This is a genomic window from Nonomuraea mangrovi (assembly GCF_042681425.1).
Taxonomy (GTDB): domain Bacteria; phylum Actinomycetota; class Actinomycetes; order Streptosporangiales; family Streptosporangiaceae; genus Nonomuraea; species Nonomuraea mangrovi.
In genome coordinates this window covers 102,756-123,146 of sequence record NZ_JBHUFV010000015.1, presented here as the reverse complement: position 1 = coordinate 123,146, position 20,391 = coordinate 102,756, and the positions used below count along the sequence as shown (strand labels likewise).

Annotated in this window: 19 protein-coding genes; 11 read left to right on the top strand and 8 right to left on the bottom strand. The window is 71.1% G+C overall.

The window, feature by feature from the left end:
• Positions 1-43 precede the first annotated feature (43 nt).
• The 5 genes from ACFSKW_RS08075 (at position 44) to ACFSKW_RS08055 (ending at position 4,743) form a co-directional block, all read left to right on the top strand.
• On the top strand, positions 44-283 hold the full coding sequence (locus ACFSKW_RS08075) for an acyl carrier protein (protein ID WP_379570750.1): 240 nt from the start codon (positions 44-46) through the stop codon (positions 281-283).
• Complete coding sequence (locus ACFSKW_RS08070; RefSeq protein ID WP_379570748.1) at positions 270-1,016, top strand: SDR family NAD(P)-dependent oxidoreductase; 747 nt, start codon at positions 270-272, stop codon at positions 1,014-1,016. The genes ACFSKW_RS08075 and ACFSKW_RS08070 overlap by 14 nt, the downstream gene beginning before the upstream one ends.
• Before the next feature lie 66 nt (positions 1,017-1,082).
• Positions 1,083-2,468, top strand: a complete 1,386-nt coding sequence (locus ACFSKW_RS08065; protein WP_379570746.1) for an AMP-binding protein — start codon at positions 1,083-1,085, stop codon at positions 2,466-2,468.
• Entirely contained in the window at positions 2,465-3,493 is a 1,029-nt protein-coding gene (locus tag ACFSKW_RS08060) for a LuxE/PaaK family acyltransferase (protein WP_379570744.1), read from the top strand. The genes ACFSKW_RS08065 and ACFSKW_RS08060 overlap by 4 nt, the downstream gene beginning before the upstream one ends.
• On the top strand, positions 3,493-4,743 hold the full coding sequence (locus ACFSKW_RS08055) for an acyl-CoA reductase (RefSeq protein WP_379570742.1): 1,251 nt from the start codon (positions 3,493-3,495) through the stop codon (positions 4,741-4,743). The genes ACFSKW_RS08060 and ACFSKW_RS08055 overlap by 1 nt, the downstream gene beginning before the upstream one ends.
• On the opposite strand, the gene ACFSKW_RS08050 is transcribed toward ACFSKW_RS08055, so the two are convergent.
• Complete coding sequence (locus ACFSKW_RS08050; protein WP_379570740.1) at positions 4,703-6,124, bottom strand: glycosyltransferase family 39 protein; 1,422 nt, start codon at positions 6,122-6,124, stop codon at positions 4,703-4,705. The genes ACFSKW_RS08055 and ACFSKW_RS08050 overlap by 41 nt on opposite strands.
• A gap of 159 nt (positions 6,125-6,283) precedes the next feature.
• On the opposite strand from ACFSKW_RS08050, the gene ACFSKW_RS08045 reads away from it, so the two are divergent.
• The 3 genes from ACFSKW_RS08045 to ACFSKW_RS08035 are packed head-to-tail and all read left to right on the top strand — an operon-like array spanning position 6,284 to position 9,556.
• Positions 6,284-6,967: a polysaccharide deacetylase family protein gene (locus ACFSKW_RS08045; protein ID WP_379570738.1), complete on the top strand. Its 684-nt coding sequence runs from the start codon at positions 6,284-6,286 to the stop codon at positions 6,965-6,967.
• A 47-nt stretch (positions 6,968-7,014) separates the two neighbouring features.
• Positions 7,015-8,394 (top strand): hypothetical protein, encoded by a 1,380-nt coding sequence (locus ACFSKW_RS08040; RefSeq protein WP_379570736.1) that lies wholly within the window; start codon positions 7,015-7,017, stop codon positions 8,392-8,394.
• 10 nt (positions 8,395-8,404) lie between these two features.
• On the top strand, positions 8,405-9,556 hold the full coding sequence (locus ACFSKW_RS08035; RefSeq protein WP_379570734.1) for an acyltransferase family protein: 1,152 nt from the start codon (positions 8,405-8,407) through the stop codon (positions 9,554-9,556).
• On the opposite strand, the gene ACFSKW_RS08030 is transcribed toward ACFSKW_RS08035, so the two are convergent.
• Positions 9,543-9,959: a winged helix-turn-helix transcriptional regulator gene (locus ACFSKW_RS08030; RefSeq protein WP_379570732.1), complete on the bottom strand. Its 417-nt coding sequence runs from the start codon at positions 9,957-9,959 to the stop codon at positions 9,543-9,545. The two genes, ACFSKW_RS08035 and ACFSKW_RS08030, sit on opposite strands and share 14 nt — an antisense overlap.
• 78 nt (positions 9,960-10,037) lie before the next feature.
• Here ACFSKW_RS08030 and ACFSKW_RS08025 point away from each other — a divergent pair, with 78 nt between their 5' ends.
• A complete protein-coding gene (locus ACFSKW_RS08025; RefSeq protein ID WP_379570730.1) occupies positions 10,038-11,432 on the top strand; it encodes an MFS transporter in 1,395 nt (464 codons plus the stop codon).
• Between the two features lie 103 nt (positions 11,433-11,535).
• On the opposite strand, the gene ACFSKW_RS08020 is transcribed toward ACFSKW_RS08025, so the two are convergent.
• From ACFSKW_RS08020 to ACFSKW_RS08000, 5 genes are all read right to left on the bottom strand, one after another.
• Entirely contained in the window at positions 11,536-12,087 is a 552-nt protein-coding gene (locus tag ACFSKW_RS08020) for a hypothetical protein (RefSeq protein ID WP_379570728.1), read from the bottom strand.
• 50 nt (positions 12,088-12,137) lie between these two features.
• Positions 12,138-13,688: a glutamine-hydrolyzing GMP synthase gene (gene guaA, locus ACFSKW_RS08015; RefSeq protein WP_379570726.1), complete on the bottom strand. Its 1,551-nt coding sequence runs from the start codon at positions 13,686-13,688 to the stop codon at positions 12,138-12,140.
• Between the two features lie 84 nt (positions 13,689-13,772).
• Positions 13,773-14,603 carry an SDR family NAD(P)-dependent oxidoreductase gene (locus tag ACFSKW_RS08010; RefSeq protein ID WP_379570724.1) on the bottom strand — a complete coding sequence of 277 codons (831 nt, stop codon included), beginning with the start codon at positions 14,601-14,603 and terminating at the stop codon, positions 13,773-13,775.
• Between the two features lie 104 nt (positions 14,604-14,707).
• The gene (locus ACFSKW_RS08005) at positions 14,708-16,201 is read right to left on the bottom strand and encodes a DUF885 family protein (protein ID WP_379570722.1); all 1,494 of its coding nucleotides are present in this window, start codon (positions 16,199-16,201) and stop codon (positions 14,708-14,710) included.
• Positions 16,198-17,175 (bottom strand): LacI family DNA-binding transcriptional regulator, encoded by a 978-nt coding sequence (locus ACFSKW_RS08000; protein WP_379570720.1) that lies wholly within the window; start codon positions 17,173-17,175, stop codon positions 16,198-16,200. Before ACFSKW_RS08000 ends, ACFSKW_RS08005 begins: the two co-directional genes overlap by 4 nt.
• A gap of 90 nt (positions 17,176-17,265) precedes the next feature.
• Between ACFSKW_RS08000 and ACFSKW_RS07995 the strand changes: the two genes are divergently transcribed.
• The gene (locus ACFSKW_RS07995) at positions 17,266-18,498 is read left to right on the top strand and encodes an MFS transporter (protein ID WP_379570718.1); all 1,233 of its coding nucleotides are present in this window, start codon (positions 17,266-17,268) and stop codon (positions 18,496-18,498) included.
• On the opposite strand, the gene ACFSKW_RS07990 is transcribed toward ACFSKW_RS07995, so the two are convergent.
• Entirely contained in the window at positions 18,491-19,852 is a 1,362-nt protein-coding gene (locus tag ACFSKW_RS07990) for a pyridoxal phosphate-dependent decarboxylase family protein (protein ID WP_379570716.1), read from the bottom strand. The genes ACFSKW_RS07995 and ACFSKW_RS07990 overlap by 8 nt on opposite strands.
• 66 nt (positions 19,853-19,918) lie before the next feature.
• Between ACFSKW_RS07990 and ACFSKW_RS07985 the strand changes: the two genes are divergently transcribed.
• Positions 19,919-20,386, top strand: a complete 468-nt coding sequence (locus ACFSKW_RS07985) for an Lrp/AsnC family transcriptional regulator (protein WP_379570714.1) — start codon at positions 19,919-19,921, stop codon at positions 20,384-20,386.
• Positions 20,387-20,391 lie beyond the last annotated feature (5 nt).

The following is a 20,391-nucleotide window of genomic DNA, read 5'->3' as shown; positions in this document are numbered from 1 at the left end:
GCGCTACACTGCGTTTCGATTCTGTCGCAGATAGTGAGGAAGCATGAGACATCTCGATCGCCTGCGCGTCGTCTTCCGCAGCTCGCTCAACCTGCCAGAGGGCACCGACGTCGACGGACTGGAGTACCGCTCCATCCCGCAGTGGGACTCGCTGGGCCACATGGCCCTCATCGCCGCGATGGAGGACGCGTTCGACATCATGATCGACACCGACGACATGATCGACATGAGCTCGTTCGAGAAAGCCGTGCGGCTGCTGGAGAAGCAGGGTGTCGCGGCCTGAGCCGAGGGTCGCCCTCGTCACCGGGTCCACCAGGGGCATCGGCAGGGCGATCGCGGCCAGGCTCGCCGCCACGGGACACGAGGTCGTCGTCCACGGCCGCACGGCCGAGGCCGCGGAGAAGGCGGCGGCCGAGATCACGGCGGAGACCGGCGGCCCGACCTGCGCGGTCCACGGCGACGTGGCCGACGCCGACGCGGTCGCCGCCCTGATGCGGGAGATCCATCGCCGCCACAGGCGGCTCGACGCCCTGGTGATCAACGCGGGCGCCCACGAGGCGGCCCTGCTCGGCATGATGCGCGGCTCGTCGGTGAGCCGCCTGTTCGAGGTCAACGCCGTGGGCGCGACGCACACGCTGCAGGCCGCCGTGAAGCTGCTGCGCAGGGGTACGGCTCCCGCCGTCGTCCTGGTCTCCTCCGTCATGGCCGCCAAGGGCGGCGCGGGACAGGCCGTCTACTCCGCCACCAAGGCCGCCGTGCTCGGCCTCACGCTCGCCGCCGCCAAGGAGCTCGGCCCCTCGGGCATCAGGGTCAACGCCGTGGCGCCCGGCTTCGTCGAGACCGGCATGCTGGAGACGCTCGACGAGCAGGGCCGTGCCTCCACGGTCGCCGCCACGCCGCTCGGCAGGCTCGGCAGACCCGAGGACGTCGCCGCGAGTGCCGCCTTCCTGCTCTCGGCCGACGCCGCCTTCGTGACCGGCCAGATCCTCGGCGTCGACGGCGGCCTGGTGCTCTGACCACCCGCACCCCAAAGGACCGCGCGCCTCGCGGGGAGACCGCGCCCGACAGGAAAGGCAGCAGCGATGGACCCGTTCCCCCACCCGCAGGCGAGGCTCGTCGTGGCGGGCACCCAGGACGTGCTCGGCGGCGAGGAGCTGGCCGGGCGCGTCGCCGAGGCGGAGCGGGCGCTGGCCGCGTCGCCACCGGGCCCGCTGTTCCTCGGCATGCGCAACGACCTGCCCTCCGTCCTCGGCTACCTGGCGGCGCTACGGGCGCGCAGGCCTGTCGCCCTGCTCGACCCGGCCCTTAACGCCGCCGTGCTTGCCGACCTGACCGACCGCTTCCAGCCCGCCGCCCTCTCCGGGCTCGACGCGCTCCCCGGACCCACCACACGCTCCGGACCCGCAGCGTTTTCCGAGGTCGACGCGCTCTCCGGACCCGCAGCGCTCTCGGGGATCGACGCGCGGCGGCCGCGCGGCGCTCCCGACCCGCACCCCGACCTGGCCGTTCTGCTGACCACGTCGGGCTCCACCGGCAACCCCAAGCTCGTACGGCTCTCGCACGCCGCCGTCATGGCCAACGCCCGCGCCATCGCCCAGGCCCTGCGCCTCGGCCCCGCCGACGTCGCCCCCACCAGCCTCCCGCTCCACTACAGCTACGGCCTGTCGGTGCTCAACAGCCATCTGGCCGTCGGCGCCACCGTCGTGCTGACCGGCGCGAGTCTGCTCGAACGCCCCTTCTGGCGGGAGCTGGCCGAGCACCGCTGCACCTCGCTGGCGGGCGTGCCGTACCAGTACGAGATGCTGCGCAGGCTCCGCTTCGACCCCGCCGCCTATCCCGCGCTCACCACGCTGACCCAGGCGGGCGGCAGGCTGCGACCCGAGCTGGTCGCCGAGTTCGCCGCCAAGGTCGACAGGTTCTTCGTGATGTACGGCCAGACCGAGGCCACCGCGCGCATCGCCGTGCTGCCTCCCGACCGCCTGGCCGACAGGCTCGGCTCGGCGGGCCTCGCGCTTCCCGGCGGCACGCTCGGCATCGAGGACGGCGAGGTCGTCTACCGGGGCCCCAACGTGATGATGGGCTACGCCGAGACCGCGGCCGACCTGGCCAGGGGCGACGATCTGGGCGGCGTGCTCAGGACCGGCGACCTCGGGCGTCTCGACGAGGAGGGGTTCCTGTTCGTCACGGGCAGGGTGAAGCGCATCGCCAAGATCTTCGGCGTGCGTGTCAACCTCGACGACGTGGAGCGGCTCCTGCGCGACTGCGGCCCCGTCGCGGCCACCGGCGGCGACGACAGGGTGACGGTGTGGACGGAGGGCATGGACCCCGGCGCGCGCGAGGCGGTGGCCAGACGGCTGGGCGACGAGCTGCGCCTGCACTGGAGCGGCTTCGACGTGCGAGGCGTCGACAGGCTTCCCCTCCTCACCACAGGAAAGATCGACTACCGAGCGCTGGAGGCCCGCACGTGAGCGTCTTCACCCTGCCCCAGGAGGCGAAGGAGGCGGCGCTGCTGCCCCGGCTCGCCGCCCTGACCGAGCGCCACAGGCGCGAGTGCGAGCCGTACCGGCGGATCCTGGACGCGACGGGGTCCGCCCCGCCGTACGGGTCGGTGGCGGACCTGCCGTGGCTGCCGGTCCGCCTGTTCAAGACGCACGAGCTGCGCAGCATCCCCGAGGAGCAAGTGTTCAGGGTGCTGACCTCCAGCGGGACGACAGGGCAGCGGCCGAGCCTGGTCTACCTGGACAGGGAGGCGGCCGCCACGCAGACGCGCATGCTCGCCGCCACCATGCGCGGCGTGCTGGGCGAGCGGCGGCTGCCCATGCTGATCGCCGACACCAGGGCGGTCGTGCGCGACCCCACGTTGAGCGCCAGGGGCGCCGGCGTGCTCGGGATGATGAACTTCGGCAGGGACCACACCTTCGCTCTCGACGAGGAGGGCCGCCCCGACCCCGAGGCCGTGTCGGGCTTCCTCGCCGAGCACGGGCGCGAGCCGTTCCTGGTGTTCGGCTTCACCTTCATGGTCTGGCTCTACCTGCGGGAGCTGGAGGCCGACCTGTCCAACGGGATCCTGATCCACTCAGGCGGCTGGAAGAAGCTGGCCGAGCAGGCCGTGGACAACGCCGCCTTCCGCCGCCACTTCGCCGCGCGCACGGGGTTGACCGCCGTGCACAACTTCTACGGGATGGTGGAGCAGATCGGCACGGTCTTCCTGGAGGGCGCCGACGGCGGCGGGCTCTACTGCCCCGACTTCGCCGACGTGCTGATCCGCGACCCCGACACCTGGCAGGAGGCGCCGGTGGGCGTGCCTGGACTGATCGAGGTCGTCAGCACGCTGCCCACCTCCTATCCGGGGCATGTGCTGCTGACCGAGGACCTGGGCGTCGTCCACGGCGTGGACGACGGGGTGTGGCCGGGCAAGAGGTTCTCCGTCCTGGGCAGGCTGCCGAGGGCCGAGGCGCGCGGGTGCAGCGACACGTTCGGAGCGGCCGCCTGATGATCGACGTCCTGTTCCCCGTCCCCGGCAGGTCCGACGCAGGGACGCTGGTCGCCGAGCTGACCGCCGCTCCCGTCGGCGGCCCTTTGGCGGTCGGCGACGATCGGATGCGCGCCTTCCTGACCGCGTTCGGCGCCAGACTCCTGAGCCCCGCGATCGCCCGACGCCATCCCGAGCTCGGCTCGCTCGGCTTCTTCCTGCGCCGCGTCGAGCTGGCCAGGGCGCTCGACCTGCTCGAAGGCGAACACCTGCGGGTGCCGCGCGGGCTGGTCTTCCACGTCCCTCCCGCCAACGTCGACACCGTCTTCGTCTACTCGTGGGCGCTGTCGGCGCTCATGGGCAACCGCAACGTCGTACGGCTGTCGCCGCGCTCGGGGGCCGTCGCCCGCACGATCGTCGAGACCCTCGCCAGGGCGCTGCGCGACGCCGACCCCGCCGTGGCGCAGACCCAGCGGATCGTCTCCTACGACCGTTCGGAGGAGGCCACCGCCGCCTTCTCCGCCGCCTGCGACCTACGGGTCATCTGGGGCGGTGACGCCGCCGTCACCGCCATCCGCCGCCACCGGCTGGCCCCGCACGCCCGCGACCTCACCTTCCCCGACCGCTCGTCGTTCGCCGTCATCAGGTCGGTGGCGTGGCTGGGCAGCACGGCTCCTGTGCGGGCCGCGGCCGCCGAGGGGTTCGCCAACGACTCCTACTGGTTCGACCAGGCCGCGTGCTCGTCCCCGAGGACGGTATTCTGGGTCGGCTCGGCCGCCGACACCGACAAGGCCCACGCCGACTTCGCCGTACGGCTGGCCGAGGCGATCGCCGCCCGCGGCTGGAGCGTCGACGCGGCGATGGCCGTCGAGAAGCGGGTCGCCGCCTACGGGATGGCCGCCGACGGGGCCGGGGAGTCGATCACCTTCCACGGCAACGCCCTGACCGACGTGCGGCTCTCGGCGCCCTCGGCGATGCCGAGGCGGTGGCTGGGCACCGGCACGTTCGCGCACACCAGGCTCGGCGACCTGAGCGAGCTGGTCCCGCTCGTCGAGCGCAAGGACCAGACGATGACGCATTTCGGTTTCGCGAGGGACGAGCTGGAGGCGCTGGCCAGGGCGCTGGCGGGGCGCGGGGTCGACCGCATGGTGCCCTTCGGCTCCGCGCTGACCTTCCACCGGGTGTGGGACGGGGTGGACCTGCCGTCGGAGTTCACCCGCATGGTGACGGTCAGCGCACAGGCCACGGGATCGGCCGCTCGAAAAGGGTGACGCGCGCGCCGGTGAACCTCCAGCGGCCGGCCACCGCGTACCCGCCCGCCGCCCTGATCTGCTCGCGTCTGATCCGCTGGAGCCGCTCGACCTCGCCGCTGGGGTCGCCGATGCGCAGCAGCCACACCCGCCGGCCCGCGTCCAGGCGCTCGGCGACCTTCGTGGTGCGCGCGTCGAGGCCGACCAGGGTGCCTGCCCGACGGGGTGACTTCCGCATCGTCACGTCGCGCAGGCGCGACCCTGGCCCCGGGTAGGCCGCCCACATGAGCCTGGGCCAGCGCGGCACGTAGACGATCAGGTCGCCGGCGCGCGCGTGCCGGTTGAGCACGTCCGCGGCGGCCCGCACGTCCATGGGCTTGGCGTCGTTGGCGCGGGCGGCGACGTTCGCGGGTACCAGGAGGGCGGCCAGGCCCGCGAACGCGGCCACGCGCGGCGCCGGGCGGAGCGAGACGATGCCCATGGCGGCGGCCAGCGCCCAGCCCGGCACGCAGAAGAACAGGTAGCGCGGCAGGAAGAGCGACTGGAAGGGCAGGACGGCCAGCAGCGCCACGGACGGCGCCACCATCCACGGCAGTGCCACGGCGGCCACGCCGACCTTCCTTCCCCTGTCGTGCCACACTCCCGCGCCGATGAGCGCGACCAGCGCGACGGCCCCGACGGCCGAACCGGCCAGGCCGCACATCGCCGTCCAGAGGCCGCGGAGGGCAGGGGCGGGCACGAACGCGACGGCGCCCTTCTGCGGGTAGGCGATCAGCACCAGCGGAAGCGTCGCAAGACCGCCTGCCGCCGCTGCCGCCAGCCAGGCCAGAGCGGTCCGCCGCGCGGGCCGCGTCCACAGCATCGTGACCGCGTGCGCCGCGACGAGCGACAGCGCCACCAGGTTGAACGCGCCCATGAGCGCGAGGACCAGCGCGTAACCGGCGAACCACCGCCTGCCGCCGTCCTGGATCCCGCGGACCAGCAGCCACGTGGCGGCGACCGCCAGCATGGCGACCAGCGGATAGGAGCGCGCCTCGTGCGCGTACTGGGCCGCCACCGGCAGCGCGGCGAACAGCAGGCCGGCGGCCAGGCCCACCCCCCGGCCGCCGAGCCTGTACCCGACCGCCGCCAGGCCTGCGCAGGCGGCGGTGATCGCGACCACGGAAGGCAGGCGCAGGACCGCCTCCCCCGCCTGTCCCGCCAGCTCGGCCACTCCCTTGGCGATCAGGTAGTACAGCCCGTGCACGGCGTCCACCTGGGACAGCATCGTCATCATCTGGCGCGTCGACCGTGTCGCGAGGTCGGCGGTGACGACCTCGTCGACCCACATTGAAGGCCCGGTGAGACCCCACAGTCCCAGGCAGAAGGCGATGATCGCGCACGCGAACGACGGGTGTCGCATGGTCAGGATCATGCTGCGTGGCCCGGCGGGCCGGGCCGGACTTTACGCCCTGTTGTCCGCGCCATCGGACAGCGGGGAGGCGGCCACGGTGACGAGAACACCGGCGAAATGGGGCACGATAGACGGGGCCCGTTGATCCCCCGTCGATGGAGGTGCCTGATGTTCGTGCGTGGTCTCGTCATGGCCGGAGTGGCCGCCGTGCTCCTGCCGGCGCCCTCCGCGCACGCGGCGGCCAAGGTCGACTGCGCGAAGGTCAAGTGCCTCGCGCTGACCTTCGACGACGGACCAGGGGCCTCGACTGGAACGCTCCTGTCCACGCTGCGGAAGTCCGGGGCCAAGGCCACCTTCTTCCTCATGGGCAAGCACGTCGAAAGCCGTCCCACGCTGGTCAAGCGCATGGCGGCGGAGGGGCACGAGATCGGCAACCACACCTGGTCGCACCCGAGCCTGACCACGCTGTTCGACGAGGAGATCACGCAGGAGCTGAGGACGACCCAGGAGGCCGTCAAGAAGGTCACCGGCAGGGCGCCGAAGCTGTTCCGCCCGCCGTACGGGAACACCGACGACAGGGTGGCCGCGCTGGCGGGCGACGAGGGGATGGCTCAGGTGCTGTGGACCGGCACCACGCTCGACTGGAAGCTGCGCGACCAGAAGAAGATCAGGGCGGCCGTGCTCAAGCTGGCCAGGCGCGACGGCGTCATCCTCATGCACGACGTGGTCCCGCAGACCGTCCAGGTGATGCCGACGCTGATCAAGGATCTGCGCAAGCGCGGCTACCACCTGGTGACGGTGTCGGCCCTGCTCAAGGGGCGCACGCTCGAACCGGGTGAGACCTATCCGTAGACCGTCCGTTTTGCTCTGATCCGCTACCGCCCGGACAATAGCTCTCGATGATGATCGAACGCCCCACGGTAAGGATCTTCCTCTGGATCCAGGCAGTGCTCCTGCTGTGGTGGGCCGCCTTCTATCCAGGTCTGTTCAGCCGCGACTCCGTGCTCTATCTGAGCCACACCATCGTCGGCCCGTGGGTGAGCGACCACTCCGTCCTGTACGACGCGCTCCTGTGGCTGAGTGTCAAGGCCACGGGCGCCGTCAGTCCCGTGACCCTTCTCCAGACCACGGGCATGGCGCTGGCGATCTCGCTCCTCGCGCAGGAGCTCAAGGGCCTCGGCGCGCCGAGGCTCCCGACGACCTTGGCCGCCGTCCTGCTGCCCTTCGCGCCGCCGTTCGGGGCCTTCTCCGTGACGTTCTGGAAGGACGTGCCGTTCACCGCCTGCGTCATCGGCATCACGGCCGTCTGCGCGCGGATCGCCAGGGACAGGGGCCCGACCAGGGGGACGCTGGTCGCGCTCGGCGCGGTGATGCTGGGCGCGGGGCTGTTCAGGGCCAACGGGTTCATGGTCGTGGGCATCGTGGTGCTCGCCCTGATGATCATCGGTAAGGGGGCGCGGCTGGGGCTGGCGGCCGTGGGGCTGGGCGCGGCGGCCGTACCCGTCCTGCTCACCAACCTCGTCCTGCCGCAGGTGGGCATCGTCCCGCCGTCACGCACGTTCGTCTACCACACCGCCTACGGGGACATCGCGGTCGCGTGGAAGGAGCGGACAGACCTGTTCACCACGCAGGACGTGGCGCTCATGGCCGAGATCGCGCCGCTGGAGCGCTGGTGGAGGGGCGGCAACTGCAACACGATCAATCCGCTGATCTGGCGGGGCGACTTCGACTGGCGACGCTCGGACGAGCTCAGCCCGCAGGTGATGGCGCTCTGGCAGCGCATCCTGGTGGAGGCGCCCGACCAGGTGATCAGGACCAGGTTGTGCAGGGGGGCGATCGCGTGGCGGCCAGGGGCCGACCGCTGGTCGGAGGGCGGCGCGACCTACCACTTCTCGAGCAGGTGGTTCGCGTGGGAGTACGTGGGCCCCGACATGATCGAGCGCCATCCCGAGCTGGAGAGCTTCAACCTGAGCCCGTTGTCGTGGCCGCTGCACGACGTCGCCGACCAGTGGCTGGACGCCTCCTTCGCGCCCGACCTCGACTGGCTGGTGTGGCGGGGGCCGATCTGGTGCTACGCCGCCTACGTGGCGCTCGCGCTGGCGGCCTGGCTGCGCGGCAACAGATGGGTCCTCGGGATCGCGGCCGCCATGCTCGGCCAGCAGCTCGCGGTGCTCGCCAACATCTCCGCGCAGGACTTCCGCTACATGGCTTCGCCGATCTTCATCGGCTTCCTCATGCTCCCCTTGCTCGTTCGCTTCTGGCGCGCGGGGCGCGGGTAAGCTTCGTCAGATGACGAGACGGCTGGCGTGGCTCGACGCCCTGCGAGGGCTGGGCGCCACGGCTGTCCTCGTGGAGCATCTCAACTACCACTTCCTTGACGAGCTACGGCCACGCTGGATGAATCTGGGCATCTACGGCGTCCTGGTCTTCTTCCTGGTCAGCGGCTACATCATTCCCGCGTCGCTGGAACGCAGGGGCGATGTGCCGGCGTTCTGGATCAGCAGGGTCTTCCGCCTCTACCCGCTCTACCTGCTGCTCATCGCGGTCACGCTCGCGCTGTCGCCGCTGCTGCCACTGCGCGGCGACGTCAACGCGGTCGCCCACCTGACGATGCTCATGGAGGTCACGGGCTCGGCGGGCATGGTCGAGCCGATGTGGACGCTCTCCTACGAGATGGTCTTCTACCTGCTGGTCACGGGCCTGTTCGTGGCGGGGGTGCACCGGCGCAGCGGTTGGTTCGCGCTGGCCTTCGCGCTGCTGGCGACGCTGGTGGCCTTCACACTGCCGCGTGAGGGTCACCTGCTCGACGGCCCATGGGCGCCTGTCGCGGTCCTCGTCGTCGCCGCCGTCGGCCTGGGCTGCGTGCTGTTCGGCTCCCGCTCCTCCCGTACGGCGGGCGCCGTCCTGCTGGCCGTCCTCGCGGTCGCGCTGATCTGGATCGGCAGCAGGGAGTCGTGGCAGGGCGCGATGATCCTCGCGGTGATGTTCACCGGCACCGCGATCCATCGCTGGGAACGCGCGCAGGGCTCGGGCCTGTGGCCGGTGGCGGGAGTCGCGGCACTGATCCTGCTGGTGCCCTTCCTCAAGCCCGTGACGTTCAACGGCCTGACCAACCTGGCGACGATGGGCCTGGCCGCCGCGACGTTCGCGCTGTTCTTCGCGTTGCGCGGGCGCGAACTCCCGCGCGTGCTGGCCTGGCTCGGCCTGATCAGCTACTCGGTCTACCTCGTGCACGTTCCACTGATCAAGCTCGCGCTGCTCGTCATCGGCGATCCAGGGCGGCTGCCGTGGCCCGCGCAGCTCGGTCTCGGCCTGGCGCTGCTCGCGCTGATCCTGGGCGTGAGCTGGCTCACCTACCGCTTCGTCGAGCTGCCCGCCCAGCGCTACGGCAGGCGGCTCATCGAACGTCGGGCCGCCGCCCGCGAGCTCATTGCCGCCTAGCGTCGTAGAGCTCGCGTGACTTGGCCACGCAGGCGCTGTGCCGGCGCGACCAGTCGGTGAGCGTCAGCATCGCCTCGTACAGTTCCAACGCCATCGGCGTCGCCTGGTACTCCACCTTGGGCGGCACGGTCGGGTAGACGGTGCGGGTCAGCATCCCGTCGCGCTCCAGGTTGCGCAGGGTCAGCGTCAGCATGCGCCGGGAGATGCCCTGGATGAGCCGCTCCAGCTCGGTGAACCTGATCGGCCCTTCGGCCGAGGCGACGATGATCTGGATGGCCCACTTGCCCGCGATCCTGTCGAGGATCTCCCTGGGCGGGACGGGGCATTCCCCCATCTCGAGCAGGGCCCTGGCGTCGTCCAGCGTCCTGAGCTGGGTTGGTACAGCGGTGTTCCCCTGGGACATGAAAGTGCCTTCTTCCGTCGGACCTCGATAGTCACACATCATGGCCACTGTTACAAAACATGCACTAAGGGAGTAACAGTGACCGCGCACAACAAGTGGGCAGCTCTCGCCCTGCTGGCCGCCACCCAGTTCGTCCTGATCCTCGACCTGACGATCATCGGCATCGCGAGCCCGATCATGGGCGGGGAGTTGCACCTGAGACCCCAGGAGCTGTCCTGGATGACCACCGCGTACACGCTGGTGTTCGGCGGGTTGCTCCTGCTCGGCGGCCGGTTGTCGGACTACCTGGGCCGCCGCCGCGTCTTCGTCGCCGGCATGCTGCTGTTCGCCGCCGCCTCCCTCGCGGGGGGCCTCGCCTCGACAGGCGCCCTCGTGATCGCGGCGCGGGCCGTCCAGGGGCTGGCGGGGGCGCTGGTCGCGCCCGCCGCGCTGTCGCTGGTGATGACCATCTTCAAGGACGATCCGCAGCTCAACAAGGCGATGGGCGTGTGGGGCGCGGTCGGCGGTGTGGGCGGCGCGGCCGGCGTGGTGCTCGGCGGGCTGCTCACCGACTGGTTCGGCTGGCGCTCGGTCTTCTTCGTGAACGTTCCCGTCGGCGCCGTCGCCGCCCTCCTGGCCTTCCGCCTGCTGCCCGCCGTCAGGTCCACCGAGGCGCGCGGCGGCTTCGACCTGGCCGGAGCCGTCACCTCCACCGGCGGGCTCGCCCTGCTGACCTACGCCTTCGAGGGCTCGGGCACGCTGTGGGCGGGCGCGCTCGCCGTGGTACTGCTGGCGGCCTTCCTGGCCATCGAGTCGCGCTCGAAGAACCCGCTCATGCCCCTGGGCATCTTCCGCAAGCGGCAGCTCCGCGCGGGCAACGTGCTGATGTTCCTGGTACCGGTCGCCATGCAGCCGATCTTCTTCATCCTGACCCTCTACACGCAGTTCGTCCTCGGCTACAGCCCCACCCAGTCGGGCCTGTCCATGGTCGCCATCGCCGTCGCCGTCGCCGTCACCGCCTCCACCGTCGGCGGCAGGGCGCTCAGCAGGTACGGCGTGCGCGCCACAGCCGCGACCGGAATCGTGTTCATGCTCGCGGGCATCGCCCTCTACCTGCGCATCGACGTCGACGGCGGCTTCCTCACCAGCATGCTGGCCCCCGAGCTGCTCACCGGCTTCGGCTTCGGCCTCATGGTCGTGCCCGCGACCGTCGCCGCCACCGCCGAGGCCTCCCCCGGCGAGGCGGGCCTCGCCTCAGGCCTGATGAACGTCAGCCAGCAGACCGGCATCTCGATCGGCATGGCCGTGCTCATCTCGCTGGCCGCGACGACCACGGGCGGCTCCACCCAGCCCGCCGACCTGGTGGCCGGCTACCACGCGGCCCTGTGGGCGGCCGTCGCCGTCATGGCCGTCGCCCTGGCGGTGGCTCTGACCATGCTGCCTGGCCTGAAGGCGGCCGCCGTGAGCGAGAGCCGGGCACAGCAACCGGCTTGACGATCGCAGTCGTTCGATTACTATTGGTGATGCACAGCCCACTAGGGTTGTGAAGTGAGGCCGGGTTTTTCCGCCGGATGGCGGGCGCCCGGCCTTTGCGCTGTCAGGAGGCGGTCAGCTCGCACGAGAGCTCCCCCGACCCGTCGAGTGCCTTGAGATAACGCTCCTCTCCCCGCGCAAGCTGCGCCGCGGCAGCACCCACCACGATGTCAGCCACCCATAGCAGGGGCGTCGAACTGGACGAGGCGTGCGCGAAAGTGAAGCGCAGAGGGCGTCCCGCGAATGCCGAGAGCACCTTCCGGTCAGTCTGGTTCTGTCGATCCTCACGCCGGTCGATGACCAGGTGGCCGACACCTGGGGCGAGTTCGAGCGCCGCCCAGCTCAACGCGCGCGCCCGCGCGGCCTCCTGGCGATGGAGGTCCCCGAACCGGCAGGCGTAGACGCTCGCGTCGACACCGAGCGACGCGACCGCCCGCACGAGAGCGTCGCGCACCGCGTCACTCTCCTTGCACCAGTGCGGCCGTCGGCCGTTGGGTACGCAGGCGGTCAGCACGCCGCGCGCCTCGTCATCGCGCGAAGGCTCCGCACGCACCACGGCGAGGAGATACAGGCCCTGCCTGTCGTGGATCGATTCGTCGATGTAGCCGAAACGCAAAGGGGGAGTCACGGAACGCGATTATTCCGTAACTCCCCGCTAAGGAACGCCTACTCCCACTCGATGGTGCCGGGCGGCTTGCTGGTCACGTCGACCACCACCCTGTTGATGTCACGCACCTCGTTGGTGATGCGCGTGGAGATGCGCGACAGGACGTCGTAGGGCACCCGTGCCCAGTCGGCGGTCATGGCGTCCTCAGAGGTCACCGGGCGCAGGACCACGGGGTGGCCGTAGGTGCGGCCGTCACCCTGGACGCCCACCGAGCGGACGTCGGCCAGCAGCACCACGGGGCACTGCCAGATCTCGCGGTCGAGCCCCGCCCTGGACAGCTCCTCCCTGGCGATGGCGTCGGCCTCGCGCAGGATGTCGAGGCGCTCCTGGGTGACGGAGCCGATGATGCGGATGCCGAGGCCGGGACCGGGGAACGGCTGGCGCCACACCATCGCGGCGGGCAGGCCGAGCTCCTCGCCCGCCCTGCGCACCTCGTCCTTGAACAGCGTGCGCAGCGGCTCCACGAGCGAGAACTGCAGGTCTTCCGGCAGGCCTCCGACGTTGTGGTGCGACTTGATGTTGGCGGTGCCCGTGCCGCCGCCCGACTCCACCACGTCGGGGTAGAGGGTGCCCTGGACCAGGAAGTCGACAGGTCCCTCCGACATGATGGCGCGCTGCTCGTCCTCGAAGACGCGGATGAACTCGCGGCCGATGATCTTGCGCTTCTCCTCGGGGTCGGTGACCCCGTCGAGCGCCTTCAGGAAGCGGTCGGCGGCGTCCACGACGCGGAGCTTGACGCCCGTCGCGGCCACGAAGTCGCGCTCGACCTGCTCGGCCTCGCCCTTGCGCAGCAGGCCGTGGTCCACGAACACGCAGGTGAGGCGGTCACCGATGGCGCGCTGGACGACGGCGGCGGCCACCGCGGAGTCGACCCCGCCCGACAGCGCGCAGATGGCGCGGCCCTCGGGGCCGATCTGCTGCTGGACGGCGGCCACCGCGTCCTCGACGATGTTGAGCATCGTCCACGAGGGCCGGCAGCCGGCGGCGTCGAGGAAGTGCTTGAGCACGGCCTGGCCGTGGTCGGAGTGGAGGACCTCGGGGTGGAACTGCACGCCGTACAGGCCCTTGGCGGGATGCTCGAAGGCGGCCACCGGCGTCTCGTCGGTGGCGGCGGTGACGGTGAAGCCGGCGGGCGCCGAGGCGACGCTGTCGCCGTGGGACATCCAGACGGTCTGCTTGGCGGGCAGGCCGGAGAAGAGCACGCCTTCGCGGCCGACGCGCAGCTCGGTGCCGCCGTACTCGGCGACGCCGGTGCGGGCCACCTCACCGCCGAGCGTCTGGGCCATGGCCTGGAAGCCGTAACAGATGCCGAAGGTCGGCACCCCGGTCTCGAACAGGCCCTGAGGAACGGCGGGCGCGCCCTCGGCGTAGACCGAGGAGGGGCCGCCGGACAGGATGATCGCCTTCGGCTTCTTGGCCAGCATCTCCTCGACCGGCATCGTCGAGGGGACGATCTCGGAGTAGACGTGGCATTCGCGCACCCGCCTGGCAATCAGCTGTGCGTACTGCGCACCGAAGTCGACCACGAGCACTGTGTCGAATTCAGACACCGAAAGAACCCCCAACCAGGTGAATGCGGTGCTCTCAGTGTATCCGTAGGCCGGCGAGCACCCGGCAGGGCGGCTGTGCCTCGGTCACTCGTAGTCGGGCGGACCCGGAACCCCTCCGTCGAGCAGGGTGGCGGTCTGCTCGACCAGGCTCCGCTCGTAGCTCGCGTGGGTCAGCACGAGGAAGCGCTCGTCCCTGATCGCCGCGACGGTCGCGTCGGCGACCTCGGCCGGATCGACGCCCTTCTCCACCAGCGCCTCGAGCCACTCCTGCGAGAAGAGGTCGTCGCGGGTGCGGGCCACCGCGAGGTCGGCGGGCCTGACGCGCTCGGAGCGGCTGATGCCGGTGCGCACCCCGCCGGGGCACAGCGCGGTGACGCGCAGTTTGGAACCGACCTGCCGCAGGTCGTGGGCGAGAGACTGGGAGGCGGCAAGGGCGGCGTACTTGCTGACCGCCTGGCCGCCGAGGTTGGGCCCGGCGAACAGGCCCGCGACGGAGACGCTGTTGACGATGTGGCCCTCGGTGTCCTGCTCGATCATGCGCGGCACGAACTCGCGGATGCCGTGCAGCACGCCCCAGACGTTGACGCCCAGCAGCCAGGCGAAATCCTCCTCCGTGCGCGTCCACATGCGTCCGCCCTGGAAGACGCCCGCGTTGTTGCACAGCACGTGCACCCCGCCGAGCTCGCTGAAGGCCCTGTTGGCCAGATGGTGTACGGCCGGCGCGTCGGAGACGTCGGTCATCTGGGTGAGCACCTTGACCCCCGAGACCATCGCGGCCGTCTCGGCCAGGCCGCGCGGATCGACGTCGGCGAGCATCAGCGACATGCCCTCCGCCGCGAACCGCACCGCCAGCGCTCTGCCGATCCCGCCCGACGCGCCCGTCACCACCGCGACCTTGCCGGAGAGCTCCCGCACCGCCCCTCCCTAGCGCTCGCTTGAAAGAGACGTTAGCGTGATCTCCGTCGTGTGGAAAGGACACCGGGGGGCGCGGTAAACGTTACCCGCGCCCGTCGGCGGGCTCAGAGGATCCTGTCGAGCAGGCCGAGCGGCGGCGAGCCGAGGTCGAGCATCGCCTTGTGGAAGCGCTGCAGCGTGAACGCCGCGCCCCATTCGGCGCGGGCTCGCGCCCTGAGGTCCTGGATGAGCAGCTTCCCCCACGTGTAGCGGCCGTAGGTGGGATCGAAGCCCGCTCTGCGGGCCTCGGACAGCGCGGCGGGACCGGCCAGCTGGGTGTCGGACGCGAAGCGACGCGCGCCGTCCTCGACCGTCATCTGCCCGGTGTGGACGCCGATGGCGCAGGCCAGACGGGTGACGCGGATCAGCGCCTCCAGCCAGACGCCGATCTCGAAGCGCGGGTCGTGAGCCTCGAAGCCCTCCTCGACGCACAGTTCCTCGCCGTAGTGGGCCCATCCCTCGGCGAACGACATCGACAGCAGGTGGCGCCTGACGTCGGTGCCCACGTGTCGAAGCGCGCGGCCGTGGGAGAAGTGCCCCGGCGCCACCTCGTGCACGTTGATCGCCGGAAGCGTGGTGTCGCTGAAGACCTCCAGCCACTTCTCCTGCTCCTCCACCGGCCACGAGGCGTCGGGCGGCGTGATGTAGTACCACGAGGGGCCCTCGGGCTCGCCGGGCGCGTTCCACGCCATCATCGCCATCGCCCAGCGGCGCGACTCGGGCGCGAGCCCGACCAGGCACTCGCCGTCGTGGTAGGGCACCAGGTCCTTCTCGCGGGTGAACGCGATGGCCTTCTCCGTGCCGACCCGTGCCGCCTCGATCACCCCGTCGGCGTCGGGGTGCTGCTTGACCAGCTCCCGCGCGACCTCCAGCGGCGGCCTGCCCTGCTCTCCCAGCCTGGCGCAGGCGTCGGCGAGCCGTTCCATCAGCCGGTCGCGCTCGGCGTCCGCGCGCTCGGCGAGCCTGCCGAGGTCGACGGGCAGCCCCTCGGACCCGCCCATCAGCCTGGCCAGGGCCTGGCCGCCGAGAGCGGCGTCGGGATCGCCCGCCGCGGCGGCCCGCTCGACGTGCGCGACCAGCCTGGCGTGCGCCTTCAGCGCCTCGGCGTCGGTGACGCCCGCCGCCAGGCCCTTGACCGCGCCGAGCAGCGAGGTGGCGATGGGCGCCGGGACCTGGTCGAGGGAGGCGATCGCGTGGTCGACGGCCTCGGGCCACAGCGCCAGGTGCGCGGCCTTGGCGGCGGCGCGCTCCTCCTCCGGCGCGTAGTCGCGGTCGTAGCAGGCCAGGTCGAGATTGGACAGGTGGAACAGCGGGTTGCGCCGGTGGAGCTCCAGCTCACCGAAGACGACCTTCGCCGCGTCCTCGAACACCTCCAGGTGGGCGGCGTCGTAGGCGTCGGCGGGCGCGGGCCCCTCACCGACCCGCGCGAGCCCGGCCCGCACACCTTCGGGAGACAGGTCCTGGATCCTGCCGTCGTACTCGTGCCTGCCCGCCGTCTCCCGCGCGTCGGCCTGCGCCAGATCGAGGACGGCGCGCAGCCGGGCGTCGAGTTCGGTCATGTGGAGTCCCTTCCGATGAGCTGGAGTGTCCAGATGCCGACGTCGCCACACGTCTCGCCGCGGACGAGCCGGTCGATCAACGTGGCAATACTGGCAGGAGCCTCCGACAGGTCGGGCCTGACGGTGGTCAGCCTGGGTCGGGTCAGGCGCGCGAGCGGCAGGTCGTCGCAGCCCACCACCGCCACGTCGCCCGGCACGGCGAGCCCCGCGTCGTGGAGCGCGGCCAGCAGGAGCATCGCGTAGTCGTCGTTGTAGGCGAACACGCCCTCCCCGCCCGACAGACCTGCCACGAACGCGGCCGCCTCGCCCTCGTCGAAGGCCAGGTCGACGGCTCTGACGGGCACGCCTGCCGACCGCGCGCCGCGCAGCCTTTCGAGGCCCATGGGCCTGATCCCCTCCTCGCGGGGCACGATCGCCACGATCTCCGTGCGGCCCCTTTCCATCAGGTGCCGTACGGCCAGCGCGCCCACCCCCTCGTGGTCGGCCAGCACGGAGGGGATTCCGCCGATCCCCTCCGACCCCATCCCGATGATCGCCTTGACCCCGGCGGCACGCAGCACCTCGATGCCCGCGCCGGTCAGCCTGGCCAGGTCGGCCAGCACGGCGACCGGTCGCAGCTCGGCCCACGCCTTCGCCGCGGCCACGCCCTTCACCTCGCGCGCGCCGTACTGGACCATCGTGTAGCCGCGCCCGCCCAGCTTCCTGTCGAGCTCCTCGAGGAGGCCGGTGGCCAGGGAGCCCTGGGGGACGTCCGGCAGCGCGACGAGCACCAGGCCGCTGCTGCCTGTGCGCAGGGTGCGGGCGCCCGCGTGGGGGACGTATCCGAGCCGTTCCGCCGCGTCACGCACGCGGGCCCTGGTCTCCTCGCTGATCCGGCTGCCCGGCCGGTCGTTGAGCACGTACGAGACCGTGGCCTGGGAGACGCCTGCCGCTCTGGCCACGTCCATGCTGGTGGCGGGTCTGTTGCCGCTCATCACGTTCAGAACATTCCTCTTGTCAGGTGCCGTCACCCGATGCTATCCAGTGCTTATACGTATAAGCACCCCCTCAAGTCAGGAGTCGCCATGGTCCCCGCCACTGGCGTCCGCCGGGACGGCCTTCCGAAGCTGCTCACCGTCCTCGGCGCGGGCAACGCCGTCATGTACGCCCTCTACATGGGCGTCGGCGGCCTGCTCGTGCAGTCCCAGATCGCCGCGATCGACCCCGCCGACAAGGTCGCCAACGTCGGTCTCGTCGCCGGCGTGAGCGCGATCTTCGCCACGGTCTTCAACCCGATCGGTGGCACGCTCTCCGACAGGACCACCCGCTCCCGCTGGGGCAGGCGCAACCCCTGGATCATCGGCGGCGCCCTCGCGGCCCTGGCCACCATGCTGCTGATGAGCCAGGTCTCCACCATCCCGATGATCCTGCTCGGCTGGTCGCTGGCCCAGGCCATGATGAACATCTACCAGGCCGCCCTCACCGCGATCGTCCCCGACCGGGTGCCGGAGGAGCGCCGCGGCACCGCCTCCGCCGTCCTCGGCGTCGCCCTGTCGTTCGGCACCATCCTGGGCACCCAGGTCGCGGTGTTCTTCGTCGCCGACATCTCGCTCGGCTACCTCGTGTTCGGCTCGGCGGTCGTGCTGGGCGCACTGCTCGTCGTCACGCTCACGCACGACCCGCGCCCCGGCGAGTACGAGGTCGTCGTCAAGCCCAGGCCGTCGATCACCGACTTCCTGTCCGCGCTGAGGCACCGCGACTTCATGTGGGTCTTCCTCGGCCGCGCGATGATGATCCTCGGCTACTTCATGCCGCTGATGTTCACCCTGTTCATCGTCCAGGACTACATCGGCATCCCGAAGGACCAGGCGCCGCAGGCGGTGGCCACCATCACGATCGTCTCCACGCTGAGCGGCATCGTGGCGACCGTGATCTGCGGGCCGCTGTCCGACCGGCTCGACCGCCGCAAGCTGTTCGTGACGGTCTCGGGTGTCGTGGCGGCACTGGCGATGCTGCTGCCTCTGCTGTGGCCGACCTGGACCGCGATGCTCCTGTTCGCCGTCGTGCAGGGCGCCGCTTTCGGCGCGTACAGCGCGGTCGACATCGCCATCGTCACGCTCGTCCTGCCCAGCAAGGAGGACGCCGCCCGCGACATGGGCATCCTCAACATCGCCAACGCGGGGCCGCAGATGATCGCGCCCTTCATCGCCGCGGCGATCATCGGGAGCCTGGGCGGCTACGCCTCGCTCTGGGTCGCGGCCATCGTCATCTCTCTCGTCGGGGCGGTCGCCGTCCTGCCGGTCAAGGGCGTCAGGTAGTGCTCCGGCCGCCCGCGACGGTGTCGAGCAGCGCCTCCAGGTGCCGCTCGTCCGTCGCGGGCGCCATGACGGTGACGCGCAGGTGCCGCACGCCGTCCAGTTCGGTCGAGGTCAGGTGGAAGGCGCCGTCGGCCATCAGCCGCTCGCGGATCACCGTCTGGTCGCCGTCGCCGTACCTGAAGCAGACGATGTTGCTCTCCGGCTCGTACGGCAGGACGAACCCAGGCCGCTCCCGCGCCAGCTCCCAGAACCTGTGCGCGGTGTCGTACTGCCTGGCCACGTAGTCGCCGAGCCCCCGCTCCCCCCGCCACGCCAGGTTGAGGAACACCTTCAGGCCGAGCGCCGCTTTGGTGCACTCCACGGTCCTGCTGATGAGGTCGAAACCCTGGTCGCCGTAGAACAGGTAGCTGGCCTGCTGCTGGAAGGCCGCGTCGAGATCGCCCTCGCGCCGCACCAGGACCGCCGCCGACAGCCCCGAGGTGCGCAGCATCTTGTGCGCGTCCCAGATCACCGAGTCGGCGAGGGAGATCCCGTCGAGCAGGTGCGCGTGCCGCTCGCTGAGCAGCGCCGACGCCCCGTGCGCGGCGTCGACGTGGAACCAGATGCCGCGCTCGCGGCACCACTGTCCGACCGCGCGCAGGTCGTCGTGGAGCCCGGTGCCGGTCGCGCACGCGCCCGCGACCAGCGCGATCGGCCGCCGGTCGAACGAGGAGGGCAGGCGGGCGACGTCGATGCGGCCCAGCGAGTCGGTGGGCAGCGGGATCACCGCCCGCTGCCCCATGCCCAGGATGCTCGCCGCCCGCGACACCGAGTAGTGCGCGGAGGACGGCGCGAGAATCGCCAGGTCGCCGGGCACTCCCTCCTCCCATGCGGAGGGAACGGCGCGTGCCCTGGCCGCCAGCAGGGCGGTCAGGTTGGCCAGCGAGCCGCCGTGGGTCAGCACACCGCCGCCGTCGGGGAAGCCGACCTTGTCCAGCATCCACCGCAGCACCTCGAACTCCACTGTGGCGGCGGAGGCACCCATCTCGTAGACCGCCATCGGGTTGTTCGTCGCGCCGTGCACGAAGTCGGCCAGCGCCGCGGGGAAGTCGGGCGAGGCGACCTGGTGGGCCAGATAGGCCGGGTGGTGCAGCCTGGTGCCCTCGTCGAGGAAGGCCCGCAGGAAGCCGCGGAAGGCCTCGGGCGTCAGGCCGCCCTTCTCGATCAGTTCAGGCAGATGAAGGCGTTCGGCCAGCTCACGCGGCGGCGTGCGGTTGAGCACCCTGGCCGTGCCGCTCTGGCTGTCGGCCACGTAGCGCGACAGCTCCTCGACGGCGACCCGCGCCGCGCTCTCGAACTCCTCGATGTCCCACATACGGCCATAATCGGGTGAACATGCGGCGAGAGGCCAGCGCCACCGAATCGGAGGAAGCAGAAGACGATGAGCGCCGAACTGGATTCGATCGACCTGACGATTCTCAAGGAACTGCAGAAGGACGCGCGGCTGCCGAACAAGGACCTGGCCGAACGGCTCGGCGTGGCCCCCTCCACCGCACTCGAACGCGTCAGGTCGCTGCGGCGACGTGGTGTGATCACCGGGTTCAGGGCGACCATCGACACCTCGGCGCTCGGCAGGCCCCTGCAGGCGTTCCTGGCGCTGAAGGTGCGGCCGCACACCAGCCAGCTCGTCGATCCGCTGCGCGTGTTCATCCTGGGACTGCCGGAGACGATCGCGTTCTACGCCGTCGCGGGCCCCGACGACTTCCTCGTGCACGTGGCGGTGGCCGACGCCGAGAGCCTGCACCGCCTGGTGCTCGAGAAGTACCTCGTGCGCCCCGAGATCGTGCACCTGCAGACGACATTGATCTTCAGGACGTACGACCAGCCCGTGCAGCGACCCGCTGCGTGAGGATG

Coding starts and splice junctions, on each gene's coding strand:
- ACFSKW_RS08075 (WP_379570750.1), top strand. CDS start 44: ATGAGACATCTCGATCGCCTGCGCGTCGTCTTCCGCAGCTCGCTCAAC.
- ACFSKW_RS08065 (WP_379570746.1), top strand. CDS start 1,083: ATGGACCCGTTCCCCCACCCGCAGGCGAGGCTCGTCGTGGCGGGCACC.
- ACFSKW_RS08055 (WP_379570742.1), top strand. CDS start 3,493: ATGATCGACGTCCTGTTCCCCGTCCCCGGCAGGTCCGACGCAGGGACG.
- ACFSKW_RS08050 (WP_379570740.1), bottom strand. CDS start 6,124: ATGCGACACCCGTCGTTCGCGTGCGCGATCATCGCCTTCTGCCTGGGA.
- ACFSKW_RS08045 (WP_379570738.1), top strand. CDS start 6,284: ATGTTCGTGCGTGGTCTCGTCATGGCCGGAGTGGCCGCCGTGCTCCTG.
- ACFSKW_RS08040 (WP_379570736.1), top strand. CDS start 7,015: ATGATGATCGAACGCCCCACGGTAAGGATCTTCCTCTGGATCCAGGCA.
- ACFSKW_RS08035 (WP_379570734.1), top strand. CDS start 8,405: ATGACGAGACGGCTGGCGTGGCTCGACGCCCTGCGAGGGCTGGGCGCC.
- ACFSKW_RS08030 (WP_379570732.1), bottom strand. CDS start 9,959: ATGTCCCAGGGGAACACCGCTGTACCAACCCAGCTCAGGACGCTGGAC.
- ACFSKW_RS08005 (WP_379570722.1), bottom strand. CDS start 16,201: ATGACCGAACTCGACGCCCGGCTGCGCGCCGTCCTCGATCTGGCGCAG.
- ACFSKW_RS08000 (WP_379570720.1), bottom strand. CDS start 17,175: ATGAGCGGCAACAGACCCGCCACCAGCATGGACGTGGCCAGAGCGGCA.
- ACFSKW_RS07995 (WP_379570718.1), top strand. CDS start 17,266: ATGGTCCCCGCCACTGGCGTCCGCCGGGACGGCCTTCCGAAGCTGCTC.
- ACFSKW_RS07990 (WP_379570716.1), bottom strand. CDS start 19,852: ATGTGGGACATCGAGGAGTTCGAGAGCGCGGCGCGGGTCGCCGTCGAG.
- ACFSKW_RS07985 (WP_379570714.1), top strand. CDS start 19,919: ATGAGCGCCGAACTGGATTCGATCGACCTGACGATTCTCAAGGAACTG.